We start from the raw sequence: 26,583 nt of genomic DNA on the forward strand, positions 1-26,583 counted from the left end.
GTGCAATAACTTGGACAATTTATTGGTTTTATTTCAACATTAACCAGCACTAAATAAACCAGTTAAAATCAAAACCAAAATATAAATTTTAATTTAATAACCTGGATTCTTTTCGCCGATTCGCATTTCCCTGTACGCAAAAAGTCGGTTTTATACAAAAAAAAGTCCCATTAGGTCAATTATTTAGATATTATTTCAAAGAAATTTGATTATCAATTATTGATGGGAATACATCAATTGCGGATCAACCAATTACAGCTAAAGTGACTTATCGAACCTTAATAAAATTTGGATAGCAGGTCGGCATAGCTATTTATTACCAATCACCAAACCCAATTATGAAAAGAAGAACATTAATAAAAGGTTTAGCCACAGGATTATCTTCCTTATACCTATCCAAACTTTACGGTAACAATTGGTTGCAAGCCAGTTCAAATCCAGGCATTGCCGCCGGCCCGTTTCAGCCAACATGGGATTCATTGGCTCAATACCAGGTACCTGATTGGTTTCGCGATGCTAAATTTGGCATGTGGGCACACTGGGGGCCACAATGTCAGCCGGAACGCGGCGACTGGTATGCCCGTGGTATGTACCAGGAAGGCAGTGACCAGTATAAATACCACGTTCAAAAATATGGACACCCTTCAAAATTTGGTTTTAAAGATGTGATTAACGAATGGAAAGCCGAGAACTGGGATCCAGGTGAATTGGTGGCTTTATACAAAAAAGCAGGAGCCAAATACTTTATGGCTCTGGCTAACCATCATGATAACTTTGATTTGTATGATAGTAAATACCAGAGCTGGAACTCTACCAAGCTTGGCCCCAAAAAAGATCTGATTGGCGGCTGGGCCAAGGCTGCTAAAGAACAGGACCTGCCTTTTGGTGTAACGGTACATGCCTCCCATCCATGGACCTGGTACGAGGTTGCACAGCGCGCTGATAAAACCGGACCATACGCGGGCATACCTTATGATGGTAAGCTTACCAAAGCGGATGGCGCAGGTAAATGGTGGAATGGCTATGATCCGCAGGAATTATATGCACAAAACCATCCCTTGAGCAAGTATAGTTGGGATAACGATTCGGGCAAATTCTGGGACTGGGGTAATGGCGTAAGTGTACCCAATAAAGTCTATTGTGATAAGTTTTTGAATCGCACCATTGAACTGATTGACAAGTACGGCCCCGAACTGATTTATTTTGATGATACCGCCTTACCCCTTTGGCCGGTAAGCGATGTGGGCTTAAAAATTGCGGCCCACATGTATAATACAAGTATTAAAAAACATGGCAAACTGCAGGCGGCACTGTTTGGAAAAGTATTGAATGAGCAACAGCGCAAATGCATGATATGGGATATTGAGCGCGGACAAAGCAACCAGATTGAGCCCTTGCCATGGCAAACGGATACCTGTATTGGCGCCTGGCACTATGATCGCCGCATATTTGATAATAAAGGCTACAAGAGCACCAAAACGGTGGTGCATACTTTGGTTGATATTGTAAGTAAAAACGGCAATCTCCTGTTAAATATTCCGGTACGTGGCGATGGCACGATTGACAGTGAAGAACGTGCGGTAGTTGAAGGCATAGGAACCTGGATGCAGGTTAACAGCGAGGCAATTTATGGAACCCGCCCCTGGAAGGTATTTGGAGAAGGCCCGGCAACAGATTCGGCGGCACCTATCAATGCGCAGGGCTTTAACGAAGGCAAAGGAAAGCCATTCGGAGCCGAAGATATCCGGTTTACTGTAAAAGGTAAAACCCTTTACGCTACTATGATGGGTTGGCCCACAGGGAACGAAGCCCTTGTTAAGAAGTTAGCGAAAGGTAATGAGATAGGTAACGTGAGCAGTGTAAGCCTGCTTGGAAACGATAAATTGAGCTTTGAACAAACTGAAGCAGGCCTCAAAGTAAAATTGCCGGAACAGGCTCCGGGTAAGGATGCGTTCGTTTTAAAAATAGAAGGAGCTGTTTAATCCGTTATGAATCTGAAACTTTATTACATTTTAGGTGCTGTCAGTTTACTGGCAGTACCCTCTTTCGCGGAAACTTTTAAACTGGTCTCGCCGGATAAAAAAACTGTTGTGGAGGTGAGCAACAATAACCGGTTGCAATACACTGTTACAAGTAACGGCTTAACAATAGTCCATCCTTCATCACTTGGTTTCGAGTTTAAAGATGAACCTGCTATGGGCACGGATATGAGCATAACCGGACATGTGGAGCACTCCATAAACCAAACCTGGGTACCGGTAGTGAAATCAAAGCACCGGATGGTAGCTGATTGTTATAATGAATTGGTGCTGTCGCTGGTAGAGAAATCCGGGCAGATGCGCCGAATGAATATATTTTTCAGGGCTTATGATGATGGCGTCGCTTTCCGCTACCAATTATTTGGAGCGGATAAAATTGGCGACCGGCAGATTGTCAGGGAGCTTACCAGCTTTAATTTACCGGCAACCGCAAAGGCCTGGGTAGCAGATTATGGCAGCTATACCTCCTCACAGGAGACCGAATTCCGGCCGCGAGCACTGAACCATATCACGGAAAAAACAATTGCCGGCCTACCTTTACTGGTCGAATTAGATCAGCGTCATTATGCAGCCATTACAGAAGCGAATATTGATAATTATCCCGGATTTTATATAGGATCCCTAAAAACAGATACTAATGCCACTGGTAAAATCGATCTGATCACCAAGCTATCGCCTTTGCCAAGCGAAAATGAGAGTGGTGTTAAGGCGCGCTTCACCAATAATCTGCTTACCCCCTGGCGCGTAGTAATGTTGGCCGGTTCGCCTGGTAAATTAATTGAATCGGAGTTGATACAGAACCTGAATCCTCCGTGTGCGTTAAAAGATGCCAGCTGGGTTAAGCCAGGTATGAGTGCCTGGGATAACTGGTGGAGCGGGGATGTAAAGATGGATATGCCAACCATCAAAAAATATATAGACATGGCATCGGCACAACACTGGCCCTATATGCTTATTGACTGGCAATGGTACGGGCCGTTTAACAAACCGGAAGCCGATATTACTAAACCCGCACCACAATTGAATATGCCGGAGATTTTAGCGTACGCCAAAGCAAAAAATGTTAGATGCTGGCTTTGGTTATACAGTTCTGATGTTAACCGGAATGATAATTTTGAAAAAGCATTTCCTATTTATGAGCAATGGGGTATTGCGGGGATTAAAATTGATTTTATGGACCGCGACGATCAGCAAATGGTGAACTGGTATCGCCGGATTATTAAAACAGCCGCAAAATATCATTTAATGGTTGATTTTCATGGCGCTTTTAAACCTGACGGCATTATACGTACCTATCCTAATATGATTACCCGGGAAGGGGTTTTAGGCGAAGAATATTCCAAGTTTTCAACCAGGATAACAGCCGGGCACAATACCACCCTACCATTCACTCGTATGCTGGCCGGACAAATGGATTATACTCCTGGTGGGTTTTTAAATGTAAAAAAGGAGGAGTTCAGAAAAGGAAGCCCAACCCAGGTTATGAACAGCCGCTGTGCAGAACTGGCTAAATTTGTGGTTTACGAAAGTCCGTTTATGGTTTACTGCGATACTCCGGAACATATTTTAGGTAAGCCGGGAGCTGATTTTTTGAGCAATATGCCTACTGTTTGGGATGATACCAGGGTACTGGGCGGATATCCGGGCGGATACATCATAATTGCCAAAAGAAGCGGGAAGGACTGGTATGTTGGCGCAATGACCAACGACGCTGAAAGGACGGTGCAATTGAAAATGGATTTTTTACCGTCGGGTAAATATACCTTATCGTCCTGGGCAGATGTGTTATCCTCGCCGCAAAGTTTAACCCGATCTGAAAGAGCGGTTTCTGCAAGTTCAGTTATCAATATCCGTTTGGACACCGCCGGTGGATGGGTTGCGAAGATTACTGCCACTAATTAAGCATGGCATTTTCATCAGCAAAAGAAAATATAAAATACAATATCCAGTCATGACAAAAAATAAAGGTCTTTTTCCATTTATATTGATTACCAGTTTGTTCTTTTTGTGGGGGTTTGCTCACAATCTTGATCCCATATTGATACCTCACCTAAAAAAATCATTTACACTTACCACTGTTGAGGCTACCCTGGTGGATTCTGCTGTATTTATAGCCTATTTTCTGATGGCTTTACCGGCAGGTTTTATCATGAAAAAATATGGTTATAAAACAGGTATTATAACCGGCCTGCTTGTTTTTGCGTTCGGTTCTTATCTGTTTATACCGGCAGCCAATACGCAGCAGTACGTGTTTTTCCTGGTGGCCTTGTTTATTATTGCCTGTGGATTAACCATTTTAGAAACAGCCGCCAATCCGTATGCTTCCTCGTTAGGCGATCCGGCAACCTCTACTCAAAGGCTTAATTTTGCGCAATCATTCAATGGGCTGGCTACAACCCTGGCTCCTGTAATAGGTGCACGTATTATACTGACCAAAGGTTATACGCCGGCACAATTAAGCGTAATGACCGAGGAAGGCCGCAAACTGGCCCTTGCCGCCGAAGCCTCTTCTGTGAAAATGCCTTATTTTATACTTGGTAGCGTACTGGTATTCATAGCTGTCCTGTTTGCATTTACCCGCCTGCCCAAAATTCAGCAGCACGAAGGTCATGCAGCCAGTAAAAACATTTTTCATGCCTTAAAGCACAGTCATTTAGCCTGGGGTGTTGCTGCACAGTTTTTTTATGTGGGCGCACAGGTTTGTGTATTCAGTTTGTTTATCCTGTATGCCACAAAATCTGCCGGTGTTACCGAAGTAAAAGCAGCCGACTATTTAGGTATCTGCGGGTTTGCATTTTTGATCGGCAGGTTTATCGGCACTTTCCTGATGAAGTATTATCGTTCAACGGGCTTACTGGCAATCTATGCGGGCATCAATATCTTACTTTGCGTTGTCGCCATTTTAGGTCATGGTATGCTAACCGTTTACACTGTCATTGGTATCTGCTTTTTTATGTCTATCATGTTCCCAACTATTTTTGCGCTGGGTATAAAAGATTTAAAAGCTGATACAGAATTCGGCAGCAGCCTGATCATTATGTCCATCGTTGGCGGAGCTGTTCTGCCGCGAGTGTTTGGCTACATCAGCGATACAACCGGTAATATACAATATGGCTATGTGGTGCCATTGCTTTGTTTTGCGGTGGTGGCATTTTTTGGCTTTAAAGGCCATCGTGTAAAAGTGAAGCCGGAAAGGTTGCCGGTTTCAGCTATTCTTTAAAAAATAATTCATTCTTGCATGAAAGAAGTCAGTTTACCTAAAGTAATTTTTGGAACCAGTGGTTTAGGAAATTTATATGTAGCCCTTTCTGATGAGGCCAAACGCGCTATTGTTGCTGAAAGCGTCAGGTGTTCTCCCAAGCCAGCTGTATTTGATTCTGCTGGAAAATATGGCGCTGGTCTCGCACTGGAATCATTGGGAAAGTCTCTAAAACAATTGAATGTCAATCCTTCAGATGTATTGATCAGTAATAAGCTGGGTTGGCTGCGCACCGAATTAAAAACAGCTGAACCAACTTTCGAACCCGGGGTATGGCGCAACCTGAAATATGACGCCGTTCAGCGGATAAGTTATGAAGGTATCCTGGAATGCTATGAACAGGGGGATGAGTTGCTGGGTGATTACCGGACGGAACTGGTATCTGTACATGACCCTGACGAGTATCTTGCTGCTGCAAAAGATGAGCCGGAACGAGCTCAACGTTACCTGGATATATTAGAGGCCTACCGCGCACTGAAGGAATTAAAGCAGGATGGTAAGGTAAATGGCATCGGTGTGGGTTCAAAGGATTGGCAGATCGTCAAAAAAATAGCTCATGATGTAAAGCTGGATTGGGTGATGATAGCCAACAGCATGACGATTCACAACCATCCCCGCGAATTAGTGGAATTTATGCAGGAGCTTGAAAAACAGGGAACCCAGATCATCAATTCTGCTGTTTTTAACGGCGGCTTTTTAACCGGATCGGATTATTACAATTATCGACTGACTGATCCCATAAAAGACAAGGGTTTATATCATTGGCGGGAGCAGTTTTATCAGCTGTGTTCAGATCATCAAATAAAGCCTGCGGATGCATGTGTGGCATTTGGACTAAATGCGCCAGGCGTTAACAGCATTGCCCTGAATACCACCAATCCTGATAGAGTCTCACAAAATGTTGCGTTGGCCTCTTTAAAGATCCCAACACAATTTTGGATAGAAATGAAACAATGCGGTTTAGTTGACGAATCGTACGCTTCCGCCTATCTGTAAAAAATTAAATATCACTATGAAAAGATACTGTTTGGCCCTTGATTTAAAGGATGATCCGCAATTGATAGCAGAATATGAACATTGGCATAAGACTGAAAATAGCTGGCCGGAAATACGCAAAAGCATACTGGATGCAGCAATTTTAGATATGCAGATCTATCGTACAGGCAACCGCTTGTTTATGATCATGGAAACAAGCGATAATTATGAGCCCAAAAAAAAAGAAGCGATGGATGCGCTTAATCCAAGAGTACAAGAATGGGAACAATTAATGTGGAAATTCCAACAACCCATGCCCTGGGCAAAAGAAGGAGAGAAATGGGTGGTTATGGAACAGATTTTTCAGCTTTAACCATAAATCATATGCAATCAATAGTTTGTGAAGAACCGGGCAAATTGGTTTTTAAAGAAAAGGAAAGACCTGAAATAAAAGAGGGACATGCCCAAATCAAGATCAGGAGAATAGGTGTTTGCGGTACGGACTTGCATGCCTTTGAAGGCACACAGCCCTATTTTAATTATCCCCGCATCCTGGGACATGAACTTTCAGGGGAGTTGGTGGAGCCGAACGGGGCACCTGGTTTTAAAAAAGGCGAGATCGTTACCTTCATCCCGTACTTTAACTGTGGTATTTGTATTGCCTGCAGATCGGGAAAGCCCAACTGCTGTGCTAAAATTAACGTTTGTGGCGTTCATGTAGATGGCGGAATGACCGAATACCTGAACGTACCAACCTATTCACTTGTACATGGTGATGGTTTAAGCTATGACGAGCTGGCTTTAGTTGAGCCCCTGGCTATAGGCGCGCATAGTATCAGGCGGGCGGATGTAAAGCCCGGTGAATATGTATTGGTCATAGGGGCCGGCCCCATAGGCCTCGGTATAATGGAATTTGCCCGTATCGCAGGTGGAAAGGTCATTGCAATGGATTTAAATGCTACGCGACTTGATTTTTGCAGTGACAGGTTAAAGGTTGATCATCTTATCAATGTATCGACCGAAGATGTATTGGAGCGGTTGATCACAATAACCCATGGCGATATGCCCGGAGTAGTGATAGATGCCACCGGTAGCTTGAAAGCCATTAATAGCGCATTTCAATACATGGCTCATGGAGCCAGATATGTACTGGTGGGTTTACAGAAAGGAGATATCAGTTTGAGTCATCCGGAGTTTCATAAGCGTGAGGCAACACTAATGAGCAGCCGCAATGCTACCCGCGAAGATTTTGAACATGTTATTGAATCCATGAAAAAAGGCTTGGTGCAACCGGCTAATTATATCACTCACCGCGTACAATTTGATAAGGTCACGAATGAGTTTGAAAGCTGGCTCGATCCCGCAAATGGCGTAATCAAAGCTATGATAGAGGTGTAGCGGGGTACTCTGTAATTATTAGAAGCTTTTGATAAACCGCTTTTTCGGTAAGGTTAAGGCTTGTTACGATAATGTGCATTATAGATAAATACGCTTTTGCACTTAAATTAAAGATGCAGTGAATTAAAAATATGATCATGATGAAAAATCCAGAATCCGGTGGGTATGGCACACAAGAGCTTACACTGATCAATTCCTATATCTGGCATCTCTTTATTGTCCTTTTATGAAGTGGCTACTATTCTTCTTTTTTCTAATTCTAACCTACAATCAAGTTTCTGCTCAAAAAAGAATAGAGGTTTATCTGATTGGCGGGCAATCAAACGCCACCGGCCAGGGCTATATGGCTAATCTGTCTGATACGATGGTTGCTGATAAGCAGGTACTTCTCTTCCATTCAGGACTGCCGCATCTCAATTCCGGCCTCCCGCCTTATACCTGGCAACCGCTCCACCAGGCATCGGAATCACCCGACCGCTTTGGACCGGAGCTGAGTTTCGGAACAGCCTTAAAGCGACTAAGACCTACAACCAGCATTGCAATTATCAAGCACGCCCATTCCGGTACCAATTTATTCAGCGATTGGAACCCGGCGAAAAACAATAAGGATACTTTAGCCCAGGGCGTTCAATACAAGGAGTTCATCCATACAGTAAACGCTGGACTGGACAGTTTGCGCAAAAGGGGTTATCATCCCGTCATAAAAGGGATGCTTTGGCAGCAGGGTGAGTCAGATGCGGATAAGGGCGGAGCGATCAGTGGAAATTACGGACAAAACCTGAAACATTTAATCGGCAGGGTCAGAAAACAGCTGCATGTCCGCAATATGGTTTTCGTTTATGGTTATGTTTATCCTCCGCCCAACCACGGCAAAGATATCGAGGAAGTTAGACAGGCAGAGCATGATCTCGATGAGGATGCCGAAACTGGCCTGTCTACAAGGAAGGTCTATGTGGTCGATACAGATGACCTGAGTTTGCGCTCGAACGATCCCAATACCCCATATCCAAATGATATCATTCATTTTGGCACCTCCGGTACATGGGAACTTGGATTAAGAATGGCTTATAAAATGAATCAGCATTTATAAATGCCGTCATCAGCTTAACCAGTACTTTAACAACATAGCTCCCCAATCAAATCGGTTTCGCTCAAAAATCCTTACAGACCCCATGTTTTTTCTGATAATTTAACATTTAGCGCCCTATTTTCTAACTTTTGAGCCCCTCTTCATTCAATTATTTCTTCTGTAATTTACTACTCAATTAATAAACCTGGTACCAAATAAAATATTGCAAACTAAAATATACTGTTATTCCAACGGTGGTGTTTTTGTTGACTTTTAGAGTGTATTTGTTTTTATTAATTGCCCTTTTACTTCGGAAAAACAAGATTTAACCAATTAAACAAATAAACCGGTCCAGGCCTGTTTTATCTTATCGAAAAATGAAACTAATGTTAGACTCTGCCTTACGCGGTATGACAACTGCCATATTATTAATCTTTTTAATACCCCGTTGGCTGCAGGCAGTTATAAACAAAAATACCCATAACCTTATCTATGTAAACCTTAAAGCTAATGTGACCTTCATCTTACCTGTTTATCTAACACTTCACATGCAATTAACCAATTATTAACGACGACTGTATCGTCAATTTAACCAATTCTTATGAAAAGAAACTTAAATCATTTTTTATGCATTTTTACAATCATCGCATTGACAAGCTGCAAAAAGGCAGGGATTGTTGATCAAGGCGTTAAGCCGCTTGCCAAAACAAGTACTAAAACGTTGACCGCTACCAGTTATCCGAGTTACAACACATCACCACTTGCACCTGACCAAACGGGAGTAAGCAGTACGGCGACTCAGCTCGCTGCGAAATTCCAGTTAGGATGGAATATCGGTAACACATTGGAGGCAACAGGCGGCGAAACAGCATGGGGTAATCCTACGGTGACCCAGGCACTTATCGATCAGGTTAAAAAAAGCGGTTTCACCGCAGTTCGTATTCCTTGTTCATGGGACCAGTATGCGGACAGCAACACAGCGCAAATTCAGCAGGCATGGCTCGACAGGGTGAAGCAGGTTGTTCAATACTGCGTTAACGACGGTTTGTATGTGATATTAAATATACACTGGGATGGCGGATGGCTGGAGAACAATTGTACCACCAGCGCACAGGCTGCCGTTAATGCCAAACAAAAGGCCTTTTGGGAGCAAATAGCTACTCAAATGCGTGGTTTTGATGAACATTTGATCTTTGCCAGCGCGAATGAACCTGCTGTATCAGATGCTACAGGGATGGGGGTGCTGCTTTCTTATCATCAAACGTTTGTTAACGCGGTAAGATCAACCGGTGGACACAACAGCTACCGGGTGCTGCTTATCCAGGGGCCCTCTACAAGCATTGATTACTCAAACACTTTGATGAATACCCTTCCCACAGATCCGGCATCCAATCGCATGATGGTTGAAGTACACTATTACACGCCCTTTAATTTTGCCGGTTTAAGCGCGGATGCAAGTTGGGGCAATATGTTTTATTATTGGGGCAGCGGATATCATTCTACAACCGATGGTTCACGAAATGCCACCTGGGGTGAAGAGTCGGACGCCCCTGCAGAGTTTCCGCTGATGAAGACAAAGTTCATTGATAAGGGTATTCCGGTTATATTGGGAGAATATGGAGCGATCCGTAGGCTACAAACGCTTTCGGGGGATGCATTAACATTGCATGAAGCAAGCAGGGCATACTATATTAATTATATCACACACCAGGCATTGCAATACGGCTTGCGCCCATTTTATTTTGATGATGGCTCACAGGGAAATAATGCATTCAGAATTATTAACAGGCAAACTAACGGAGTTGCCGACCAGCAAGGTTTAGCCGCGGTGGTACAAGGCGCGCAAAACGGTACATCCTCAACCATCCAGATTGGACAAGTTTACCAGATTTATAACAGATACAGCTTTAAAGCTTTGGAGTTCGCTGGCTGGGGTACTGCCAATCAGACATTGGCTGATCAATGGGATTATCTGGCTGGAGCCAATCAACAGTTTAAAGTGGAAGACGCCGGAGGAGGTTATTATAGATTAACTCCTATGCACGCTACCGGGAAGTGTTTGGAAATGTATGGCTGGAACACCGGCAATGGCGAGCAGGTAGATTTATGGGATTACAACGGCGGTACAAATCAAAAATGGTCAATTCAGGTAACCGACAACGGATATTATAAAATTACCAACGCAAATAGCGGAAAGGTATTAGATGTTGCAGCATCTTCGCTCAATAACGGCGGTGCACTTGATCAATGGACTTACTCCGGAAGCCGTAATCAGCAATGGGGATTTGTGAAAATATAAGATAAATACAAAGAAATCAATTAAGTTATTTCACCAATTGCCAAAAATCTCTAATGCCTCTGTTTTAAATGAGGTGTTAGAGATTTTCTTAATGTTAGATGCTGATGGCTGAAGCTAGTTGAACCAAAATAGTCCGAAATAAGGGATTAAACAGGCGGTGCATTTGTATTTGCTGAAGGCCTTTTTCGTTTTCCACTGTATGGCCCGGGAACAAGCTGTCCAGGCTGACCCGCGCGTGTGAACTAACGGACTTAAAGTTGGATGCCTGGTCTCTTCGCTTTAGCGCATCAGGCGTACGTCGTAAATAGCGGCGGTCTTATTACCTGGGGTAGCTACGAACTTCACCACTATGGTACTTGCACCGGTATTGACACGTTCAGGTATCGTATATTCCTTGATTATAAAGGCATCCGGCCCTGTGCCATCAAACGAAACCTGTGTAAGCTTAACATCGTTTAGGTAGATATCAAACTCCCGGCTGCTTTCCTTGCCATAATAAGTTATGCCCAGGCTTTTAACAGCAGGATTTGTACGCAGGCGGTAGCTGAAGAAGCCGGCCGAGCTGCGCCAGTGCATATTTCTGAATATGCCGGTTTCGGATTTTTGGGCAATCATGCCATGGTCGTTCTCTGGCTGCTGCTCACCAGGCGCTACCGCATCGACCGAGCGGGCGGCCATTTTTATATAACGCTCGTCAAGCAAGGCCAGTTCCTGCTCTTTTTGTTGTATGCTATCGGGTTTCGCTACCGGCCAATACAACATGTAGCGGCTGTCATGCACTTTATAGAATGGAATCAGTTTAAGACTTTTAAAATTTGGTTGGACAACCAGATCACTTATCTGATATGTTAAAGGCGCGTCGCCGGTAACCGCTTTAATTGCCGTACTAAGATCCCTGCTGTTGCAGACCAGCAATGGCGAGGTTGGCAGCGGATAGAGCGGACCTCCTGCAATGTGGCCCCAGCGGCTATCGCCTGCAATTAAGCCGATAAGTTTAGTGGTATCTGTTGGCGCGGCCAGTACGATAGGCCCATGCAGAAATGATACCCAGGCCGAGTTATCCGGAAGGTACTCCACATAGTTCTTCATCGGCAATGAGACCCCTATGCGGTCGCCTGTCTTCCAGACACGCACGAGCTTCACATAACCTTCAGCACTCTCGCTGAATGTAACAGACCGGTTGTTTATAGTAACGCTAAAGCCTCGGGACTTTAGCCATTCGGGCTTGCGGATATAGATGGCAAATTTACCCGGACGGTTTAATTTAAGCAACAGGGCGGTATTCTCGGCTTCCGGGAACCTGGTGTGCTGCGTCACCTCGATACCTTTCTCTTTCCAGTGGAGTACAGACGGAATGAAAAGATTAACATACAGATCGGCGCCTTTATGCGAATAAATCATTTCGCCATACTTTCCATGGTTCTCCATACCTGTGCCTACGCAGCACCAGAAGCTTTGGTCCGCTGTTGAATAAACGCGGTAATGCTGCGGGTGTATTGGCGTAAAATAAACAAAGCCGCCGGTTACCGGGTGCTGCGACGACAGGATATGGTTATACAGCAAACGCTCATAAAAATCTATGTAAGTAAGTTGGGTATCATCAACAAACAGCATTTTACTCAGTTTAAGCATATTATTGCTGTTGCAGGTTTCGGGTCCCTGCTCCGACTCTAACATGGTAGCAAAATTATCAACCGGGTTAAAGTGCTCGCGCACGCTGTTGCCGCCAATAGATATGGTACGCTTGTTTACCACGGTATTCCAAAAGAATTTGGCCGCGGAGCTGTAGCTGGTATCATTACCCAGTTCGGCTATGCGCTCAAAGCCAATAACCTTGGGTATCTGCGTGTTGGCATGCAATCCGCTCAGTTTGTCCTCGTGTTGCTCCAACGGCGTTAGTATAGCTTTTTGCGAAAATTTCCCGGCAAGTGTCAGGTATTTTTTATCACCGGTAATGGCATAGGCATCTGCGAAAACTTCATTCATACCGCCATGCTCGGTTTCGAGCATACGCTGCATCTGATCAGTGCTCAGCCCGGCTACTTCGTCATCGGCCCAATCGCATAGTTTAATAAAAACCACTTTCGCCTTGGCATTGCCTCCCAGCAAATAGGTATCCCGTAAACCGGCGTATAGCTTGTGCAAATTGTACCAGGGCACCCATTTTTTATTAAAGTCGCTGAAGTCGCCGGTTTTTACCTGCGCCCACATTTTGTTACCTCCCGGAACGCCACCCACATAACCGTTCCTGTCGTTTTCCTGGCAGCGGGCCAGTTCATCTATCATATAATCCAGTCGGCGCTTACATTCCATGTTGCCGGCCGATGCATACATTTGGGCAAGGGCGGTTAAATAGTGCCCGCCGGTATGGCCATCCAGACCTGAATTTTCCCAATTGGGATAACTTTTAGCTTTAGGCTCAAGCCCGGCTTCGCGCAGATATGGAGCCAGCAGCCTGTCGGGCGCCATTTTCAAAATATAATTTAAGTCCACCTGTTCCGCTTGCTTAAACGGGCTTTCCAGTAACCGCACATCGCTTAACTTAAATAATTGCATTTTGCTTTGTTGGGCATACAGTGATGACCCCGATAGCATTAAAACGGCAAGTATTTTAATGGTTCCTATAGTATTATTTTTCATGTATAGTTTTATATTTCAAGCCCACAAAACTTTCAGGGTTATAAAACTGCAGCTCAATGGCAATTTTATTAACGTGGCCCTATTCCCCAATTAGTACTCCACCCAACAAGGCAGCAGTACATAACATCTTTATATATATACGATTAATTACAAAACATACGCTTATGATTTATAACAGGCAAATATAAAATAATGGGATAGGCCTATAAACCACCAATGTTGATACTTCTATAACAAATGTTCACTCAAGCTTAAATCGGAACACGGGTTGTTACAATCATCAGAATCGCCTTTATAGAGATTAACGTATAATACCCCGGCATTAATCAGTACCGGGGTATTAAGGCATATCAACCGGGAGTATTTATTTATCCCAAAAAACAGGAGTATCTAAGTCGTCTGCGCCTATACTGGCTACAGCCGCCCTATAGTTATCGGCATTAATAGCCGACTCTGTTTGCGGGTAAGTATACCTGCGTACAAAGTTCCCTTTTATTTGCTTGCCGGGATATGTATTGGGCGATAATGCCGGAAAGCCGCTTCTTCTGAAATTGGCCCATGCTTCTGCACCGTTTCCAAACGAAGTTATCCAATACTGGGTATTAATTAGTTTCAAAGCGTTGGCATCAGCATATGCATTGACCGGGTTATTCAAATAGGCATTTTGTGCATCACTGCTGATGACAGCAGCATCATAACTGGCAAATTGATCCATAGCCGCTTTTACACCATTATTATAATAAGTACTTGCTGTACCGCTGATATATCCCCTGAAAGCAGCCTCGGCCAGTAACAGTTGCGTTTGGGCATATGTTACAAAATATTGTGGCGCGGTTACTTTACCAAATACGCTGTAATTGACCTGCGAATATTTGAACCCTGAACCACTCACGCCGCGAAATCCCGGCGCCGTTGGCAGCGTACCGCTATCATAACCTATAGGCAAACCAAACTGGTTGGCAGATGCTGTATCCGGAGGAAGGGATAATGCTTTTCCAGGGTCGGCATACATTGCTGAGATATACTTCAGCCTCGGATCGCCGGTAGATTTTAATTGTGTTATAAATGGCTCGGCGAGATAATAAGTGTTGGTTAACTGTTGAATTTGCTGTGTAACAGGGTTAGGGTACGTATTGTTATATTTAAGGTAACAATTATCGGCGTTAGATTGCATTACGCCTCCGGCAACAGCTGCCTGCACAATTGTTTTTGCCTTGCCTGCATCTAATTTAGAATAGCGCATCCCGATACGCAACAACAGCGAATAGCCCAGCCGTTTCCATTGCGAAATATCTCCTGCAAAAAAAACATCTCCCTTTACAACATCCCTGGCGGCGTCTAAAGCCGCCGTTGCTGCAGTAAGTTCCTTCACCAAATCATTATAAATTTCCTGTTGCTTATCATATTTGGGCAAAAAAACCGAGTTCAGATAAGCTTGTCCGGCTTGGGTATAAGGTACATCTCCATAAGTATCTACCAACATCATATAATTGTACGCCCTCCATATTCTGGCTTCATTGTACAGGTTGGCGCGGGCCGCATCACTCCTGGTTTCCGATAAGATATGCTCCAGGAATTTTATGCTGTTTGGATATGCATTATTCCACCGCATTACGGTATATGTTTGATTTAACACGTTGAAGTTAAACGCAGAGGTAACACCACCGAAAGGGTCGATAAACTGCTGAACAACGGTTGCTTCGGTTTCCATTAACGATGAATATGTTAAAAGCTCCGCGTTGGAAAACAAGAACATTGGGTCAAGACTGGTCGTGTTGTTTGGGTTAACATTTAACTCTTTGAACCCTTTATCACAACCTGCGGCAGAACACAGGCAGGCAGCACATATTATGATCTTTATATAATTTTTCATGATCGTACTCTTTTAAAATTTGACATTAAGGTTAAATCCATAAGTGCGCGTTGTAGGCAGTGAACTTTGCTCGTACCCGGTTAAAATATCACCACTTGAAGAGATTGCTTCCGGATCGATATTAGGTGTATACTTTTTGATGATCAGCACGTTGTGGCAAACAGCAGAAAGCACAAGCCCTTTGATAAACTTAGCTTTCACCATCTTTGAAAAATCGTAGCTAACAGAAACGTTTCTTAACTTGATGAAGTCCGATTTATAAATAAAGGGGTCCAGGATACCCTGTGAACGATAATTGGCATAAAAATCCTCAGCGTTCACGGCCGTGGTGTTAGGTGTGCCATCGGCATTTACCCCATCAAACTTAACACCGCCTTCCCTGCCAACCAGCGATTCTTTAGATAAACCCTCTCTCAGAAAGTTAAGGTTTGAGCTTGATAATATCTTACCGCCAACCTTGTAATCGATGTGTGTCATCAGGGTAAACCTTTTATAAGTAAATGTATTTACCCAACCACCTGTAGCTTTAGGCAATGCGCTTCCAAAAAGCGCGGGCGATGTACTTGCCACTGGCTTACCGCCTGATACAATGATCTTCCCGTTGGCGTCTCTGCGGTAAGTCGAACCCTGTATCTGGTTTAACGGAAGGCCTACCTGGTCAACAATGGAACCAAAGAATTCTCCTGCACCCAGGGTTAGTTGATTTTGACCGTTAGCCAGGGCTAATACTTTAGAAGAATTTATGGCAGTATTAAACGCTGAACGCCAGGTAAAATTCGCTTTTCTGACGGGTATTAACTCCAGCAAGAATTCCATACCGCGGTTTTGCAACTCGCCGAGGTTTACAATTGTACCGGTATAGCCTGATGCATTGGAAATAGCCACACTTAGGATCTGGTTTGTGGTGTGCTTATCATATGCGGCTACATCCAGATTCACCCGGCTGTTGAACATTCGCAATTCCAGGCCAATCTCTTTCTCTTTTACGCTGTAAGGTTTGATTGCCTGATTTGGCGTAGTGACATTGCTGATACTCCCAAGCGGAACGCCGTTGAACGCGTTTTGTGAAATCGTGAAAGTAAGCGAATTGCTATAAGGGTTAATACCGTTTGCACTACCCACATTAGCATAAGTCGCCCTGATTTTTCCAAAAGAGAGCCATGAAGGCGGATTCTTTAAAAATTCCGAAAAAACAAAACTGCCGCTTACAGAGGGATAAAAATAATGATTATGTTCGGGGCTTAACACAGAGAACCAATCGTTACGGCCGGTTACATTTAAAAACAAATAGGATTTATATCCAAACTCGGCAGTTCCATAAAGCGAGTTGACCGTTGATTTGGACAATGCATAGGCCGAGGTGTTGGTTACCCCATTTCCAAGGGTATAAAAATCTCTGACATAAAAGTTGGTTGCGGTAACGGTATATCCCTGCGATGACGAAGGGAAAGTATTTCCTCCCACAGTAGCATCAAAAGAAAATGCTCCCCATTTATGGCCACCTCCTAATAAAAAGTCAGCATTTAGAGCGCGGTAAGTATTGTCATTTGAGTTATAACTACCGTTATAAAGGCCAACGGGCGCAGCAGCATTTGCCAGGGTGCCTGTTGGCGCGTTTTGTTCGTAAAACGAAGTGCTATATTCCATATTCACACGGCCCTGCAGGTAAAGCCAATCAAAAAACTGGTAACGCAGGGTTGCAGTACCTAAAAGGTGGTCTCTGGTTTGCCTTGTGAATTGCTTGTTCATGATCCAATAGGGGTTGGTAAGGGTAGTGAAACGAGATGTAGGGGTTTCGTTGCCGTTAGCATCAACCGCAGCTGCTTTTAATACATCCAAACTAACCGAGTTAGAATAACGGTAGATATAATTGGTAACCGATGATCCCTGAATACCAATTACCGGCGGATTGTTGTTATTCTCGTGGTCATAATTCACATAGATCTGTGCGGACAACTTAGGGGTAAAGTTATAATTCAAGCCCAGGTTGAATATTTTTTTATGATAATCGTTGTTAGGTACTATACCCTGTGCATCCTGGTTCGAATAAGAGAATCTGAAGCTGCCTTTTTCATTACCTCCGGAGAACGCGATGGTATTCGTCCACGCATTGGCAAGTCTGAAGAATTTGTTGATCCGGTTTCTTTCCGGCGCATACGGACGTTGTACGCCATCAAACTGATAGGTAGGTGCATTATCAAATTTTTCCCCAAAACTCCAGGCACCTGAACTTTGTGCCTCGCCCTGCGTTTTGGGGCGTACGTTATTTTCGCCCTGTCCATATTCATATTGAAAGTCGGTAAAGTCAAGTGCCTGGTTTTGGGTAAAGTTGGAGGTAAACTCAATACCTATACCAGTATTTTTATTGCCGCTTTTAGTAGTGATAATTAACGCACCGTTGCTTGCCCTTGAACCGTAAAGTGCCGCAGCCGTGGCTCCTTTTAATACGGTCATCGACTCAATGTCGTCGGGATTTATCTGCTGCATATTATCGCCCAGATCCACTGACTGGGTGTAACCGTTGGTGCTCGACGGGCTTTGCGATAAAGGAAGGCCGTTTAATACAATCAACGGCGCATTATCGCCCTGGAACGCAGACTGCCCGCGCAACCTGATCTTGGTGCTACCGCCGGGGCCGCTTGCAGGCGGGGAAATATCCAAACCTGCAACCTTTCCCTCAAGTGAGTTAACAAAGTTTGTAGAACGGTTGGTCGTTATCTCGCCCACGCGTACATTTTCTGCCGCGTAACCTAATTTTTTTGATTCGCGCTTTATACCTAAGGCCGTTACGATTATCTCACTTAGGGCGTTTGATTTTGGCTCCAGCACAACATTCAGGGTAACGCGACCGTTGAGGGCCTCGGTTTTGGATTGGTATCCCACGTAGCTGAATAATAACACCGCGTTATCCGAGGATACCTGTATCCTGTAATTACCGCTTGCGTCAGTCATAACACCGTTTTTAGTCCCTTTTTCGCTTACGCTAACGCCAGTAAGCGGGCTGCCTTTTTCGTCGAGCACTTTACCGGTAACTGTTTGTACGCTCACGTCGATGCGGGTTCTGGCGCTGACGGCTTTCCCCGCCTGTACATCCGCCACAAATATAAGTGTAAAAAGAACACTTATTGTAATGGACAACATCATCCCAGATGCTTTGATTTCTTTTTCCATGATTTTAGGTTTAATTCAATTGATAAATCTTCATTTAACCTCTTTCTCAAAATTGGTAATTGCGAAAGAGTTTTTCGAGGCGGCACTTTGTGTGCCGTTTTCCGGTTTTAGTGTAGCTTTTTTTTCATTTACGCAGGGGTTTTGGTTTAAAATTGATTATATACATTGATGGGTATAGGTCTATTTTATTTATAGTAAACAATCTAACAATAAGACGCCTGCAAGCCCTATTACAGATACCAGGCTTTCCATTACCGTCCATGAGCGGAGTGTTTCCTTAACCGATAACCTGAAATATTCTTTGCATAACCAAAAAGCCGTATCGTTTACATGCGAGCCAAACAGGCTACCCGCCCCGATAGCCAACACCAGCAAATTGGTGTTAACGCCTGCATGATGCGCGATTGGAAACAACACTCCTGCGGCAGTTACGCCAGCCACTGTGGCTGAGCCGAGGCAAAGCCGCAAACAAGCTGTCGCCAGCCATGCAAACAACAGGGGATGCATGGTGCTACTAATCAGCATACCGGCCAGCACATCGCTTAGGCGGCTATCTACAAATATTTGCTTCAGTGCGCCCGCGCTGCCAATAATGATCAACACCATTGCTATATCTTTTACTGCACACACATAACCATCCATTATTTTTGCTAATGGCCTGCTTTTTTGCAGGCCAAGCGTATAGGTGCTTATAATTAAGGTGAGCAGCATGGCAATAATAGGTTCGGCGAGCCATGATGCTAAGGTTTTTATAAAGGGAGTCTGCCCAAAAAACGCAGACAGCAAATGGGCAAGGCAAATCAGTACAACCGGTAAAAGAGATGACAGTATGCTGTTAACAATACCCGGTAACTCATGAGCCGGCAAGGCGGCAGAACTCTTGGCAAATTGCAAACCGTTCGGTCCTATTTTTTTGAGGGTAGTCGAAAACACTGGTCCTGCTATAATTATAGCAGGAATAGCGATTATTAGCCCATAGCTAAATGTTTTAACAATATCTGCATGAAAGACGCTGATGAGCGTCATTGGCGAAGGATGGGGAGGTAAAAAGCCGTGCATCACCGATAAGGCGGTAAGCATGGGCATACCCACATACAACAGCGGTAAACGGTAGCTGGAGGCAACCGAAAAAATGATGGGCACCAACAGTATGAATCCTACATTATAATACAATGGGATACCCACAATAAAGCCGGTTATAGCCATGGCATAGGTTACATATTTAGCACCAAACAAATCGTGCATGAAATGAGCTATGCGCTGAGCGGCACCGCTTTCTGCAACCAGTTTGCCCAGCATAGCCCCCAATACAATAATGATGGCTACTGATCCCAATGTATCGCCTAACCCTTTATTTATCGATGTAATAACTGTGGCAAATGGCATACCTAAGAAGAGTCCTGCCAGCAATGTTACGATAAGAAAGGCAAGAAAGGCATTCACCTTTGCCCATGTGATCAGCGCCACAAGCAGTAAAATACAAAAGATCAGTACAAGTATTGTCATGCTATCCCCAGTTTAAATTAATGCGAATCGCGGGTTACAACAGATCCGGAATTCCCCACAAGAAAATCGAGGTCTGCCCCTTTATCGGCCTGCTGCACATGGCGCTGGTACATAGATACGTAGCCCCTGTCTGTATGATAAGCTGGCTTTTTCCATAACAGCCGCCGTCTTTCCAGTTCAACCTCATCTACAAGCAGGTCTATTCTTCTCGCCGGTACATCGAGGCATATCAGGTCCCCGTTTTCCACAAGTGCCAGGTTACCACCGATGGCAGATTCCGGTGATACATGGAGCACAACGGTACCGTACGCGGTGCCGCTCATCCGTCCGTCGGATATCCTTACCATATCCGTAATACCTTTATCCAGCAGTTTTTTCGGCAGCACCATGTTGCCAACTTCGGGCATGCCGGGATACCCTACCGGACCAACGTTTTTCAGCACCATCACACAGGTCTCATCAATATCAAGCTGAGGCTCATCAACCCTGGCGTGATAATCTTCAATGGTTTCAAAAACCACCGCACGGCCCGTATGCTGCATCAGTGATGGCGTTGCTGCCGAAGGCTTGATAACCGCGCCATTAACAGCCAGGTTACCTTTCAAAACGGCTATACCCCCCTCTCGGATGATGGGGTTACCATAGCCTGCAATAACCTCATTATTGTAGCATATACCATCATCTTTTATGTTTTCTGCGTGCGATTTACCGGTTACGGTTATCGCGTCCATAGCCAGTTCATTACTCAGTTCTTTCAATATAACAGGCAACCCGCCCGCATAGTAAAAGTCTTCCATCAGGTATTTCCCGGAAGGCATCAGATTGAGTAACAAGGGTATTTTGCTACCCAGCCTGTCGAAATCGTCCAGGCACAGGTCTACGCCAACACGCCCGGCAATTGCCGTTAGATGTATAATGAAATTGGTAGAACCGCCAATTGCCGCATTTACTTTAATAGCGTTTTCGAATGCGGCACGGGTGAGTATGGTGGATATCGTTAATCCTTCTTTCACCATTTCTACAATACGCCTGCCTGATAGCTGCGCCAGCACTTTTTTCCTTGAATCAACCGCCGGGGTGGCTGCGGCCTGTGAAAGGCACATACCAAGCGACTCGACCATACAAGCCATAGTAGAGGCGGTACCCATCGTCATACAATGGCCTGCGCTTCTCGACATACAGCTTTCGGCCGCAAGGTATTCGTCATTGGTTATTTTACCGGTTTTGAGGTCATCAGTCAACTTCCATACTGCCGTGCCCGATCCGATATCAACGCCCCGGTATTTACCGTTCAACATCGGCCCACCAGGAACTACAATAGTCGGCAGCCCTACGCTAGCAGCTCCCATCATGGTAGAGGGCGTAGTTTTGTCGCAGCCGGTCAGCAATACAACCCCGTCTATCGGATTGCCACGCATCGATTCCTCAGCATCCATACTGGCCAGGTTCCTGAAAAGCATAGCGGTAGGTTTAAGCAAAGTTTCGCCCAACGACATGATAGGGAACTCCACCGGGAAACCGCCGGCCTCATAAACCCCGTGTTTAACAGCTTCGGCCAGGTCACGCAAATGGGCATTACAAGGCGTTAGTTCCGACCATGTGTTACAAATACCGATGACCGGTCTTCCGTCAAAAAGATCGGCAGGCATACCCTGGTTTTTCATCCAGCTCCTGTATAAAAACCCCATTTTACCTGTTTTCCCAAACCAATCAGAACTTCTGAACTTTGACATTTTATTTTCTTTTATTATTTAACTTATATGGATACTCTGGTGAAATCGCCGTTTAGCTGCAGCAGCAGCCATATCAATATCTGCCACCGAAGCATTAAAAAAATGGGAACCAGGCTCCTCACCTGAAGCGCGGTTCACCGCATAAAAGTATTCGGTACCCGACGTGATACATTGGCTATCTATCAATTGCTTGCCTTCAAAGTTCTTACTCATTATTTCCCTACCTGATTTGTAAGTGTGCCTATGTTACTTATAGTAATATGTATCACGTCGCCATAGTTAAGTGTAAACGAATCAGGCGGTACGATACCGGTGCCGGTCATGAGGTATACACCTGCAGGGAATGACATCTCCATAAAAAGATAATGGGCAAGTTCCTTGTGGGTGCGCTTCATCCTGCTGATCAATATGGCATCAACAAACACTTTAACATCACCTCTCCATATTTCAATTTGAATTTCGGTATCCGGAGAAATGGGTGTGGCCGGCACATAAAGACATGGACCAACCGCTGCTGCACCGTCGTATGATTTCGCCTGGGGAAGATATAAAGGGTTTTCTCCTTCGATATCTCTTGAGGACATATCATTGCCTATCATATACCCCTCAATGGTACCTGCGCTGCAAAGGAATAATACCAATTCCGGTTCAGGAACGTTCCATTCCGAATCTTTCCGGATACGAACAGTACCGCCAGACCCAACTGCACGATATGCTGAAGATTTAAAAAAAAGCTCAGGACGTTTTGCGCTGTAAACCCTCGCATAGAAATCGCCTCCACCAGCATCTTTAGACTCTTCCATGCGGGCATCTTTGCTGCGCATATAGGTGACACCTGATGCCCATATTTCCTGATTGGCAATAGGGGCGCATAACTGTTCCAAATCATGAGCCAGCAAAGAGTCGGCTGTGATATTTTGGATGTCGTTTAAAACCTCGCGGTGCAATACTTCCCGGTTTATAAAACTGTCCCAGCTCCAATCCGGTGAACTGTAAAGCAAGCCGGCGTATTTCACAATAATTTTATCGTTGGTCTTAAATATATGCATAGCTATTTATTACTATTCCGCGTTTGTGCGGTAGTTTTTCATTATCAAAAAATGTGTTAGATCGGTTAGTTGGTTATGTACAAAGAATGCTAAATCAAATTGCTTTATCTTCTAAAAAAACGCAGCGTTGATTTTTGCACAAAAAACTTTGGGCAAAACCCCGCGCCGCTTCACTGCCCGGCTGAACCTTGCAAAGTAGCCTCAGGGGCAACGGCAGGTGTTTTTTTATGCCAGTAAGAGGCCAATAATGAGCCGGTAATATTCATAAAAGTTGAAAAGATGACCGGCGCCAGGCCAAGCGTAGCTATTTTGCCCATCCCTTTGGCAAGCCCCGCGGCCATACCGCCGTTTTGCATCCCCACTTCTATAGCAATGGTGCGGCAGTCCCGTTCTTCCATCCCAAACGCTTTTGCTGACCAAAAACCAAGTAAATAGCCGCCAATATTATGCAACAGTACCAATACGGCCAACAGCAGACCAACTTTAAGTAAGCTTTCCCTGCCGGCGGCTGTAATAATAATGATGATACAGATAATGCCGCCCATTGATAGTAAAGGCATTATTCTTTTTAGCCCGCTGGCACGCCCCTTAGCCACCGAGGATAATAGCAAACCCAAAGCAATGGGTATCATGACCATTTTAAAAATATCTGCCACCATCAGCCAGGGGTCTATCTTAATGAGCGGCCCGACAAGTAAATTCATTAAAAAGGGTGTTAATACCGGTGAAAGCATAGTGGAAATACTGGTTATAGTAACAGATAATGCGAGGTTTGCCTTCGCCAGATAGGATATTACGTTAGATGCCATACCATTTGGGCAACAGCCTATCAGTACAATGCCGGCTGCTATTTCGGCAGGCATTCCGGTTAACTTCACGCTAAGCGTCGCTATACTATAACCAAGTAAGGGCATAATCATAAAATGACTCACTACTCCTATGATTATTCCCCTGGGCGATTTTAACACGCCGAGGAAATCGTGATAATGCATGGAAGTACCCATACCAAACATGATAAGCTGTATAAGCGGGATAATAAGCGTGGCGTATTTGAAATTACCATAACTGATAAAAAACGCCGGATAATAAAGCGCCATGGCGGCCGCTCCGAAAATTAGTGCCGTATAGGCAAAACTTTTGGTTTTCGAGGAAGCACACAGGCTTATAGCAAACAGTACAAAAAATGCAAGCACATAAGGCCCTGTATGCGACAAACCTTTAGAAAACATGATGAGTACAGCGGCAAATGCAGCGATAGTCAGTGTGGTTGTGGCTTTGAAAAAAATGTTCATACCTGGCAGTTGATCAAGCAAAAAAAGGCACTCCTGGCATTGCGTACTTCTTCAATCCTTCCTCGTTGATCTCAACACCCACTCCGGGTTTATCAGATAATACCAGAAAGCCTTTCTCGATAAATGGCTTATCGTATTCCACTATTTCCTTCCATTTGGGTTCGGTGTCGCTCAGTGTTTGCCACTCCATGATATGGAAATTGGGTACTGAGGCACAAACATGTGCAGTTGCCATAGCGCCCAGGAAAGATCCTACCATATGCGGCGAAAACGGCACGTAATATAAGTTGGCAAGGTTAGCTATCCGTTGCCCTTCGCCCAACCCTCCACATTTTTGAAGATCGGGCATCACAATATCGATCCCGGCTTCTGAAAGCAGCCTGGTATAACCATAGGCCAAGTAAAAATTCTCCCCGGCGCAAATTGGTGTACTTGTTTCCTGAGTTATTGTTTTATATACATCAATATTATCTGCAGGTATAGGTTCTTCCAGCCACATTAAATTCAGAGGCTCCATCATTTTTGCAACCCGGCGGCCGGTTGTGGCATCGTACCTGCCGTGCATATCCACGCATACATCAATGTTTGGCCCTGCTTCTTTTCTGACGGCGGCAATAGCATTATACATCCTGTCCAGTTCGGCGTTGCTGGCGGTCCAGTTATAACGATCAAACTTATTCGGGTCGCGGGCATCGTCTATATCAAATTTCACAGCCGTGTATCCGCGGTCAATCGCGCCTCTGGCAGCCTTTGCATAATCTTCGGGTTTAGGGTTTGTGGCTGTGTATAATTCTGTATCGCAGTAAACACGGCATTTATCGCGGTATTTACCACCTAATAACTGGTATACAGGCACACCCAATGCCTTGCCTGTAAGGTCCCAAAGGGCAGCCTCCACCGCGGTAAGCACCGCAACAAACATACCGGATTGCGCGCCGGCAAAAAAATTCGCTTTTCTGATCTCCTCGGCTATTCTGTTTGGATTTAACGGGCTTCGGCCTTTCAACATCCTCTCCAGCCGTTTCACCAGGTAATAAGTGCCAGCTATGGCATCAACACCTTCGCCTGAACCCCAGATACCCTGATTGGTGTATATTTTCACAAAAAGCCCGCCGCCGGCATAAGCGCACTTGACTTCCGTAATTTTAAGGTCAGATGGAGATGATGCCCGCGATGTACGGTCTTTCGCATCGATCAACCCCTGCCCAAATGTTTTATTTAATGGTGCTGCCAGCATAGCTGCACCAGCTACCGCAGCTTTCGAAAGAAAACTACGCCTGTTTTGATGGTTTGACATATTTTATATTTAGTGATAGATTAATTTACCAGGTCCGGTTTTTAAGGATGTTCTGTATTTGCGCTTTGGGTACCGGCAATTCATTGATGTGCTCATTCAGCCACGCCGAAAAATCTTTTTCGATATTGGCGCTCCAGCGGGCATCTATTTGCCCGGCAGTGTATTTGCCTTCTTTTAAACGCAGGTGACCAAACATATCCCTTAACCTCACCACTTCAGAGGTAATTACCACTTTCTCGGCCAGGTGCGGCGGAATGAATATAACTACGCCATTCTCTCCCAGTACCACATCCCCCGGCATAACAGTGACCTGCTTTATCCTTGTAGGCTGATTAATGCCGACAATCATGGTATTCAGATCGCCCGGGGGATTATGGTACGATGGGTCGTAGCTTTCTACAAAGGATGTAAAGCCGCCAATCTCTTTTAATCCGCGCAGATCCCTTACTGCACCATTATAAACTATACCGTTACCGGTTTTTGCGTAGATAGCATTACCCACGTTATCACCAATGGTAGGTCCGTTTTTGTGGGCGCCGAACTGATCTGCCACGTACACATCGCCTTTTACCAGCAGGTCTACGGGCCAGGTATTTTGTCCTTTTCTGCCCTCTTTTTTTCCCCTGTCGTCGATCGCTTTCCATACATCAGGGCGTGCAGGCATAAAAATTGCGGTTACAGCGCGGCCTACCAGAACGCTATCCGGGTTTATTACCAACCAGTTCTCGGTTAGCTGATAGCCATAGCCGGAATTTTTCAAAACGGCCCAGGCTTCTTCAATACTTACCTGCTTCATCCGGGCCAAAATAGCATCCGATACCCTGGGACGACCATCGGCAAAGCGTTCGCCTTTCCACTCCGGAGTCAGGAATATCAACTCGTCCCTGGAAATTTGCTGGGCAAAAGCATTACAAAAAAATAAACAGCATTGCAGCAATGCAATACCTGCAGTACGGGAAAGAAGACACCATTTTATCATCATA

Annotated in this window: 18 protein-coding genes; 8 read left to right on the forward strand and 10 right to left on the reverse strand. The window is 44.8% G+C overall.

Annotation, left to right across the window (positions count from 1 at the left end):
• The first annotated feature begins 338 nt into the window (after positions 1 to 338).
• From AC1DRQ_RS07005 to AC1DRQ_RS07040, 8 genes are all read left to right on the forward strand, one after another.
• Entirely contained in the window at positions 339 to 1,982 is a 1,644-nt protein-coding gene (locus tag AC1DRQ_RS07005) for an alpha-L-fucosidase (protein ID WP_477423165.1), read from the forward strand.
• Between the two features lie 6 nt (positions 1,983 to 1,988).
• Positions 1,989 to 3,941, forward strand: coding sequence for a glycoside hydrolase family 97 protein (locus tag AC1DRQ_RS07010; protein ID WP_477423167.1), 1,953 nt, complete (start codon positions 1,989 to 1,991; stop codon positions 3,939 to 3,941).
• 49 nt (positions 3,942 to 3,990) lie between these two features.
• A complete protein-coding gene (gene fucP, locus AC1DRQ_RS07015; RefSeq protein ID WP_477423168.1) occupies positions 3,991 to 5,259 on the forward strand; it encodes an L-fucose:H+ symporter permease in 1,269 nt (422 codons plus the stop codon).
• Positions 5,260 to 5,277: 18 nt separating this feature from the next.
• The gene (locus AC1DRQ_RS07020) at positions 5,278 to 6,294 is read left to right on the forward strand and encodes an aldo/keto reductase (RefSeq protein ID WP_477423170.1); all 1,017 of its coding nucleotides are present in this window, start codon (positions 5,278 to 5,280) and stop codon (positions 6,292 to 6,294) included.
• A 16-nt stretch (positions 6,295 to 6,310) separates the two neighbouring features.
• The gene (locus AC1DRQ_RS07025) at positions 6,311 to 6,646 is read left to right on the forward strand and encodes an L-rhamnose mutarotase (RefSeq protein WP_477423172.1); all 336 of its coding nucleotides are present in this window, start codon (positions 6,311 to 6,313) and stop codon (positions 6,644 to 6,646) included.
• A gap of 11 nt (positions 6,647 to 6,657) precedes the next feature.
• A complete protein-coding gene (locus AC1DRQ_RS07030) occupies positions 6,658 to 7,671 on the forward strand; it encodes a zinc-binding alcohol dehydrogenase family protein (RefSeq protein ID WP_477423173.1) in 1,014 nt (337 codons plus the stop codon).
• 226 nt (positions 7,672 to 7,897) lie between these two features.
• A complete protein-coding gene (locus AC1DRQ_RS07035; RefSeq protein WP_477423175.1) occupies positions 7,898 to 8,761 on the forward strand; it encodes a sialate O-acetylesterase in 864 nt (287 codons plus the stop codon).
• A 580-nt stretch (positions 8,762 to 9,341) separates the two neighbouring features.
• Positions 9,342 to 11,039 (forward strand): cellulase family glycosylhydrolase, encoded by a 1,698-nt coding sequence (locus tag AC1DRQ_RS07040; protein WP_477423177.1) that lies wholly within the window; start codon positions 9,342 to 9,344, stop codon positions 11,037 to 11,039.
• Positions 11,040 to 11,318: 279 nt separating this feature from the next.
• Here AC1DRQ_RS07040 and AC1DRQ_RS07045 read toward each other — a convergent pair whose 3' ends face one another.
• From AC1DRQ_RS07045 to AC1DRQ_RS07090, 10 genes are all read right to left on the reverse strand, one after another.
• Positions 11,319 to 13,679: a beta-L-arabinofuranosidase domain-containing protein gene (locus AC1DRQ_RS07045; RefSeq protein ID WP_477423179.1), complete on the reverse strand. Its 2,361-nt coding sequence runs from the start codon at positions 13,677 to 13,679 to the stop codon at positions 11,319 to 11,321.
• A 364-nt stretch (positions 13,680 to 14,043) separates the two neighbouring features.
• Positions 14,044 to 15,552, reverse strand: coding sequence for a SusD/RagB family nutrient-binding outer membrane lipoprotein (locus AC1DRQ_RS07050; protein ID WP_477423181.1), 1,509 nt, complete (start codon positions 15,550 to 15,552; stop codon positions 14,044 to 14,046).
• Between the two features lie 12 nt (positions 15,553 to 15,564).
• On the reverse strand, positions 15,565 to 18,723 hold the full coding sequence (locus AC1DRQ_RS07055; RefSeq protein WP_477423182.1) for a SusC/RagA family TonB-linked outer membrane protein: 3,159 nt from the start codon (positions 18,721 to 18,723) through the stop codon (positions 15,565 to 15,567).
• A 189-nt stretch (positions 18,724 to 18,912) separates the two neighbouring features.
• Positions 18,913 to 20,229 carry a gluconate:H+ symporter gene (locus AC1DRQ_RS07060; protein WP_477423184.1) on the reverse strand — a complete coding sequence of 439 codons (1,317 nt, stop codon included), beginning with the start codon at positions 20,227 to 20,229 and terminating at the stop codon, positions 18,913 to 18,915.
• A 17-nt stretch (positions 20,230 to 20,246) separates the two neighbouring features.
• Entirely contained in the window at positions 20,247 to 21,962 is a 1,716-nt protein-coding gene (locus AC1DRQ_RS07065) for an IlvD/Edd family dehydratase (protein ID WP_477423186.1), read from the reverse strand.
• A gap of 18 nt (positions 21,963 to 21,980) precedes the next feature.
• Entirely contained in the window at positions 21,981 to 22,175 is a 195-nt protein-coding gene (locus AC1DRQ_RS07070) for a hypothetical protein (protein WP_477423187.1), read from the reverse strand.
• Positions 22,175 to 23,011 (reverse strand): fumarylacetoacetate hydrolase family protein, encoded by an 837-nt coding sequence (locus tag AC1DRQ_RS07075; RefSeq protein ID WP_477423189.1) that lies wholly within the window; start codon positions 23,009 to 23,011, stop codon positions 22,175 to 22,177. The genes AC1DRQ_RS07070 and AC1DRQ_RS07075 overlap by 1 nt, the downstream gene beginning before the upstream one ends.
• Before the next feature lie 170 nt (positions 23,012 to 23,181).
• Positions 23,182 to 24,303: a bile acid:sodium symporter family protein gene (locus tag AC1DRQ_RS07080; protein WP_477423190.1), complete on the reverse strand. Its 1,122-nt coding sequence runs from the start codon at positions 24,301 to 24,303 to the stop codon at positions 23,182 to 23,184.
• Positions 24,304 to 24,316: 13 nt separating this feature from the next.
• Positions 24,317 to 25,600 (reverse strand): mandelate racemase/muconate lactonizing enzyme family protein, encoded by a 1,284-nt coding sequence (locus tag AC1DRQ_RS07085; RefSeq protein WP_477423191.1) that lies wholly within the window; start codon positions 25,598 to 25,600, stop codon positions 24,317 to 24,319.
• 25 nt (positions 25,601 to 25,625) lie between these two features.
• Positions 25,626 to 26,582: an RraA family protein gene (locus tag AC1DRQ_RS07090; RefSeq protein ID WP_477423192.1), complete on the reverse strand. Its 957-nt coding sequence runs from the start codon at positions 26,580 to 26,582 to the stop codon at positions 25,626 to 25,628.
• Position 26,583 lies beyond the last annotated feature (1 nt).

Source organism: Mucilaginibacter sp. P4_E8 (assembly GCF_056401495.1).

Bases quoted from the DNA above. Each gene is read 5' to 3' on its own strand.
- AC1DRQ_RS07070 (WP_477423187.1), bottom strand. From the start codon at position 22,175: ATGAGTAAGAACTTTGAAGGCAAGCAATTGATAGATAGCCAATGTATC.
- AC1DRQ_RS07060 (WP_477423184.1), bottom strand. From the start codon at position 20,229: ATGACAATACTTGTACTGATCTTTTGTATTTTACTGCTTGTGGCGCTG.
- AC1DRQ_RS07065 (WP_477423186.1), bottom strand. From the start codon at position 21,962: ATGTCAAAGTTCAGAAGTTCTGATTGGTTTGGGAAAACAGGTAAAATG.
- AC1DRQ_RS07030 (WP_477423173.1), top strand. From the start codon at position 6,658: ATGCAATCAATAGTTTGTGAAGAACCGGGCAAATTGGTTTTTAAAGAA.
- AC1DRQ_RS07090 (WP_477423192.1), bottom strand. From the start codon at position 26,582: ATGATGATAAAATGGTGTCTTCTTTCCCGTACTGCAGGTATTGCATTG.
- AC1DRQ_RS07010 (WP_477423167.1), top strand. From the start codon at position 1,989: ATGAATCTGAAACTTTATTACATTTTAGGTGCTGTCAGTTTACTGGCA.
- AC1DRQ_RS07080 (WP_477423190.1), bottom strand. From the start codon at position 24,303: ATGAACATTTTTTTCAAAGCCACAACCACACTGACTATCGCTGCATTT.
- AC1DRQ_RS07085 (WP_477423191.1), bottom strand. From the start codon at position 25,600: ATGTCAAACCATCAAAACAGGCGTAGTTTTCTTTCGAAAGCTGCGGTA.
- AC1DRQ_RS07055 (WP_477423182.1), bottom strand. From the start codon at position 18,723: ATGGAAAAAGAAATCAAAGCATCTGGGATGATGTTGTCCATTACAATA.
- AC1DRQ_RS07075 (WP_477423189.1), bottom strand. From the start codon at position 23,011: ATGCATATATTTAAGACCAACGATAAAATTATTGTGAAATACGCCGGC.
- AC1DRQ_RS07020 (WP_477423170.1), top strand. From the start codon at position 5,278: ATGAAAGAAGTCAGTTTACCTAAAGTAATTTTTGGAACCAGTGGTTTA.
- fucP (WP_477423168.1), top strand. From the start codon at position 3,991: ATGACAAAAAATAAAGGTCTTTTTCCATTTATATTGATTACCAGTTTG.
- AC1DRQ_RS07050 (WP_477423181.1), bottom strand. From the start codon at position 15,552: ATGAAAAATTATATAAAGATCATAATATGTGCTGCCTGCCTGTGTTCT.
- AC1DRQ_RS07035 (WP_477423175.1), top strand. From the start codon at position 7,898: ATGAAGTGGCTACTATTCTTCTTTTTTCTAATTCTAACCTACAATCAA.
- AC1DRQ_RS07005 (WP_477423165.1), top strand. From the start codon at position 339: ATGAAAAGAAGAACATTAATAAAAGGTTTAGCCACAGGATTATCTTCC.
- AC1DRQ_RS07040 (WP_477423177.1), top strand. From the start codon at position 9,342: ATGAAAAGAAACTTAAATCATTTTTTATGCATTTTTACAATCATCGCA.
- AC1DRQ_RS07045 (WP_477423179.1), bottom strand. From the start codon at position 13,679: ATGAAAAATAATACTATAGGAACCATTAAAATACTTGCCGTTTTAATG.
- AC1DRQ_RS07025 (WP_477423172.1), top strand. From the start codon at position 6,311: ATGAAAAGATACTGTTTGGCCCTTGATTTAAAGGATGATCCGCAATTG.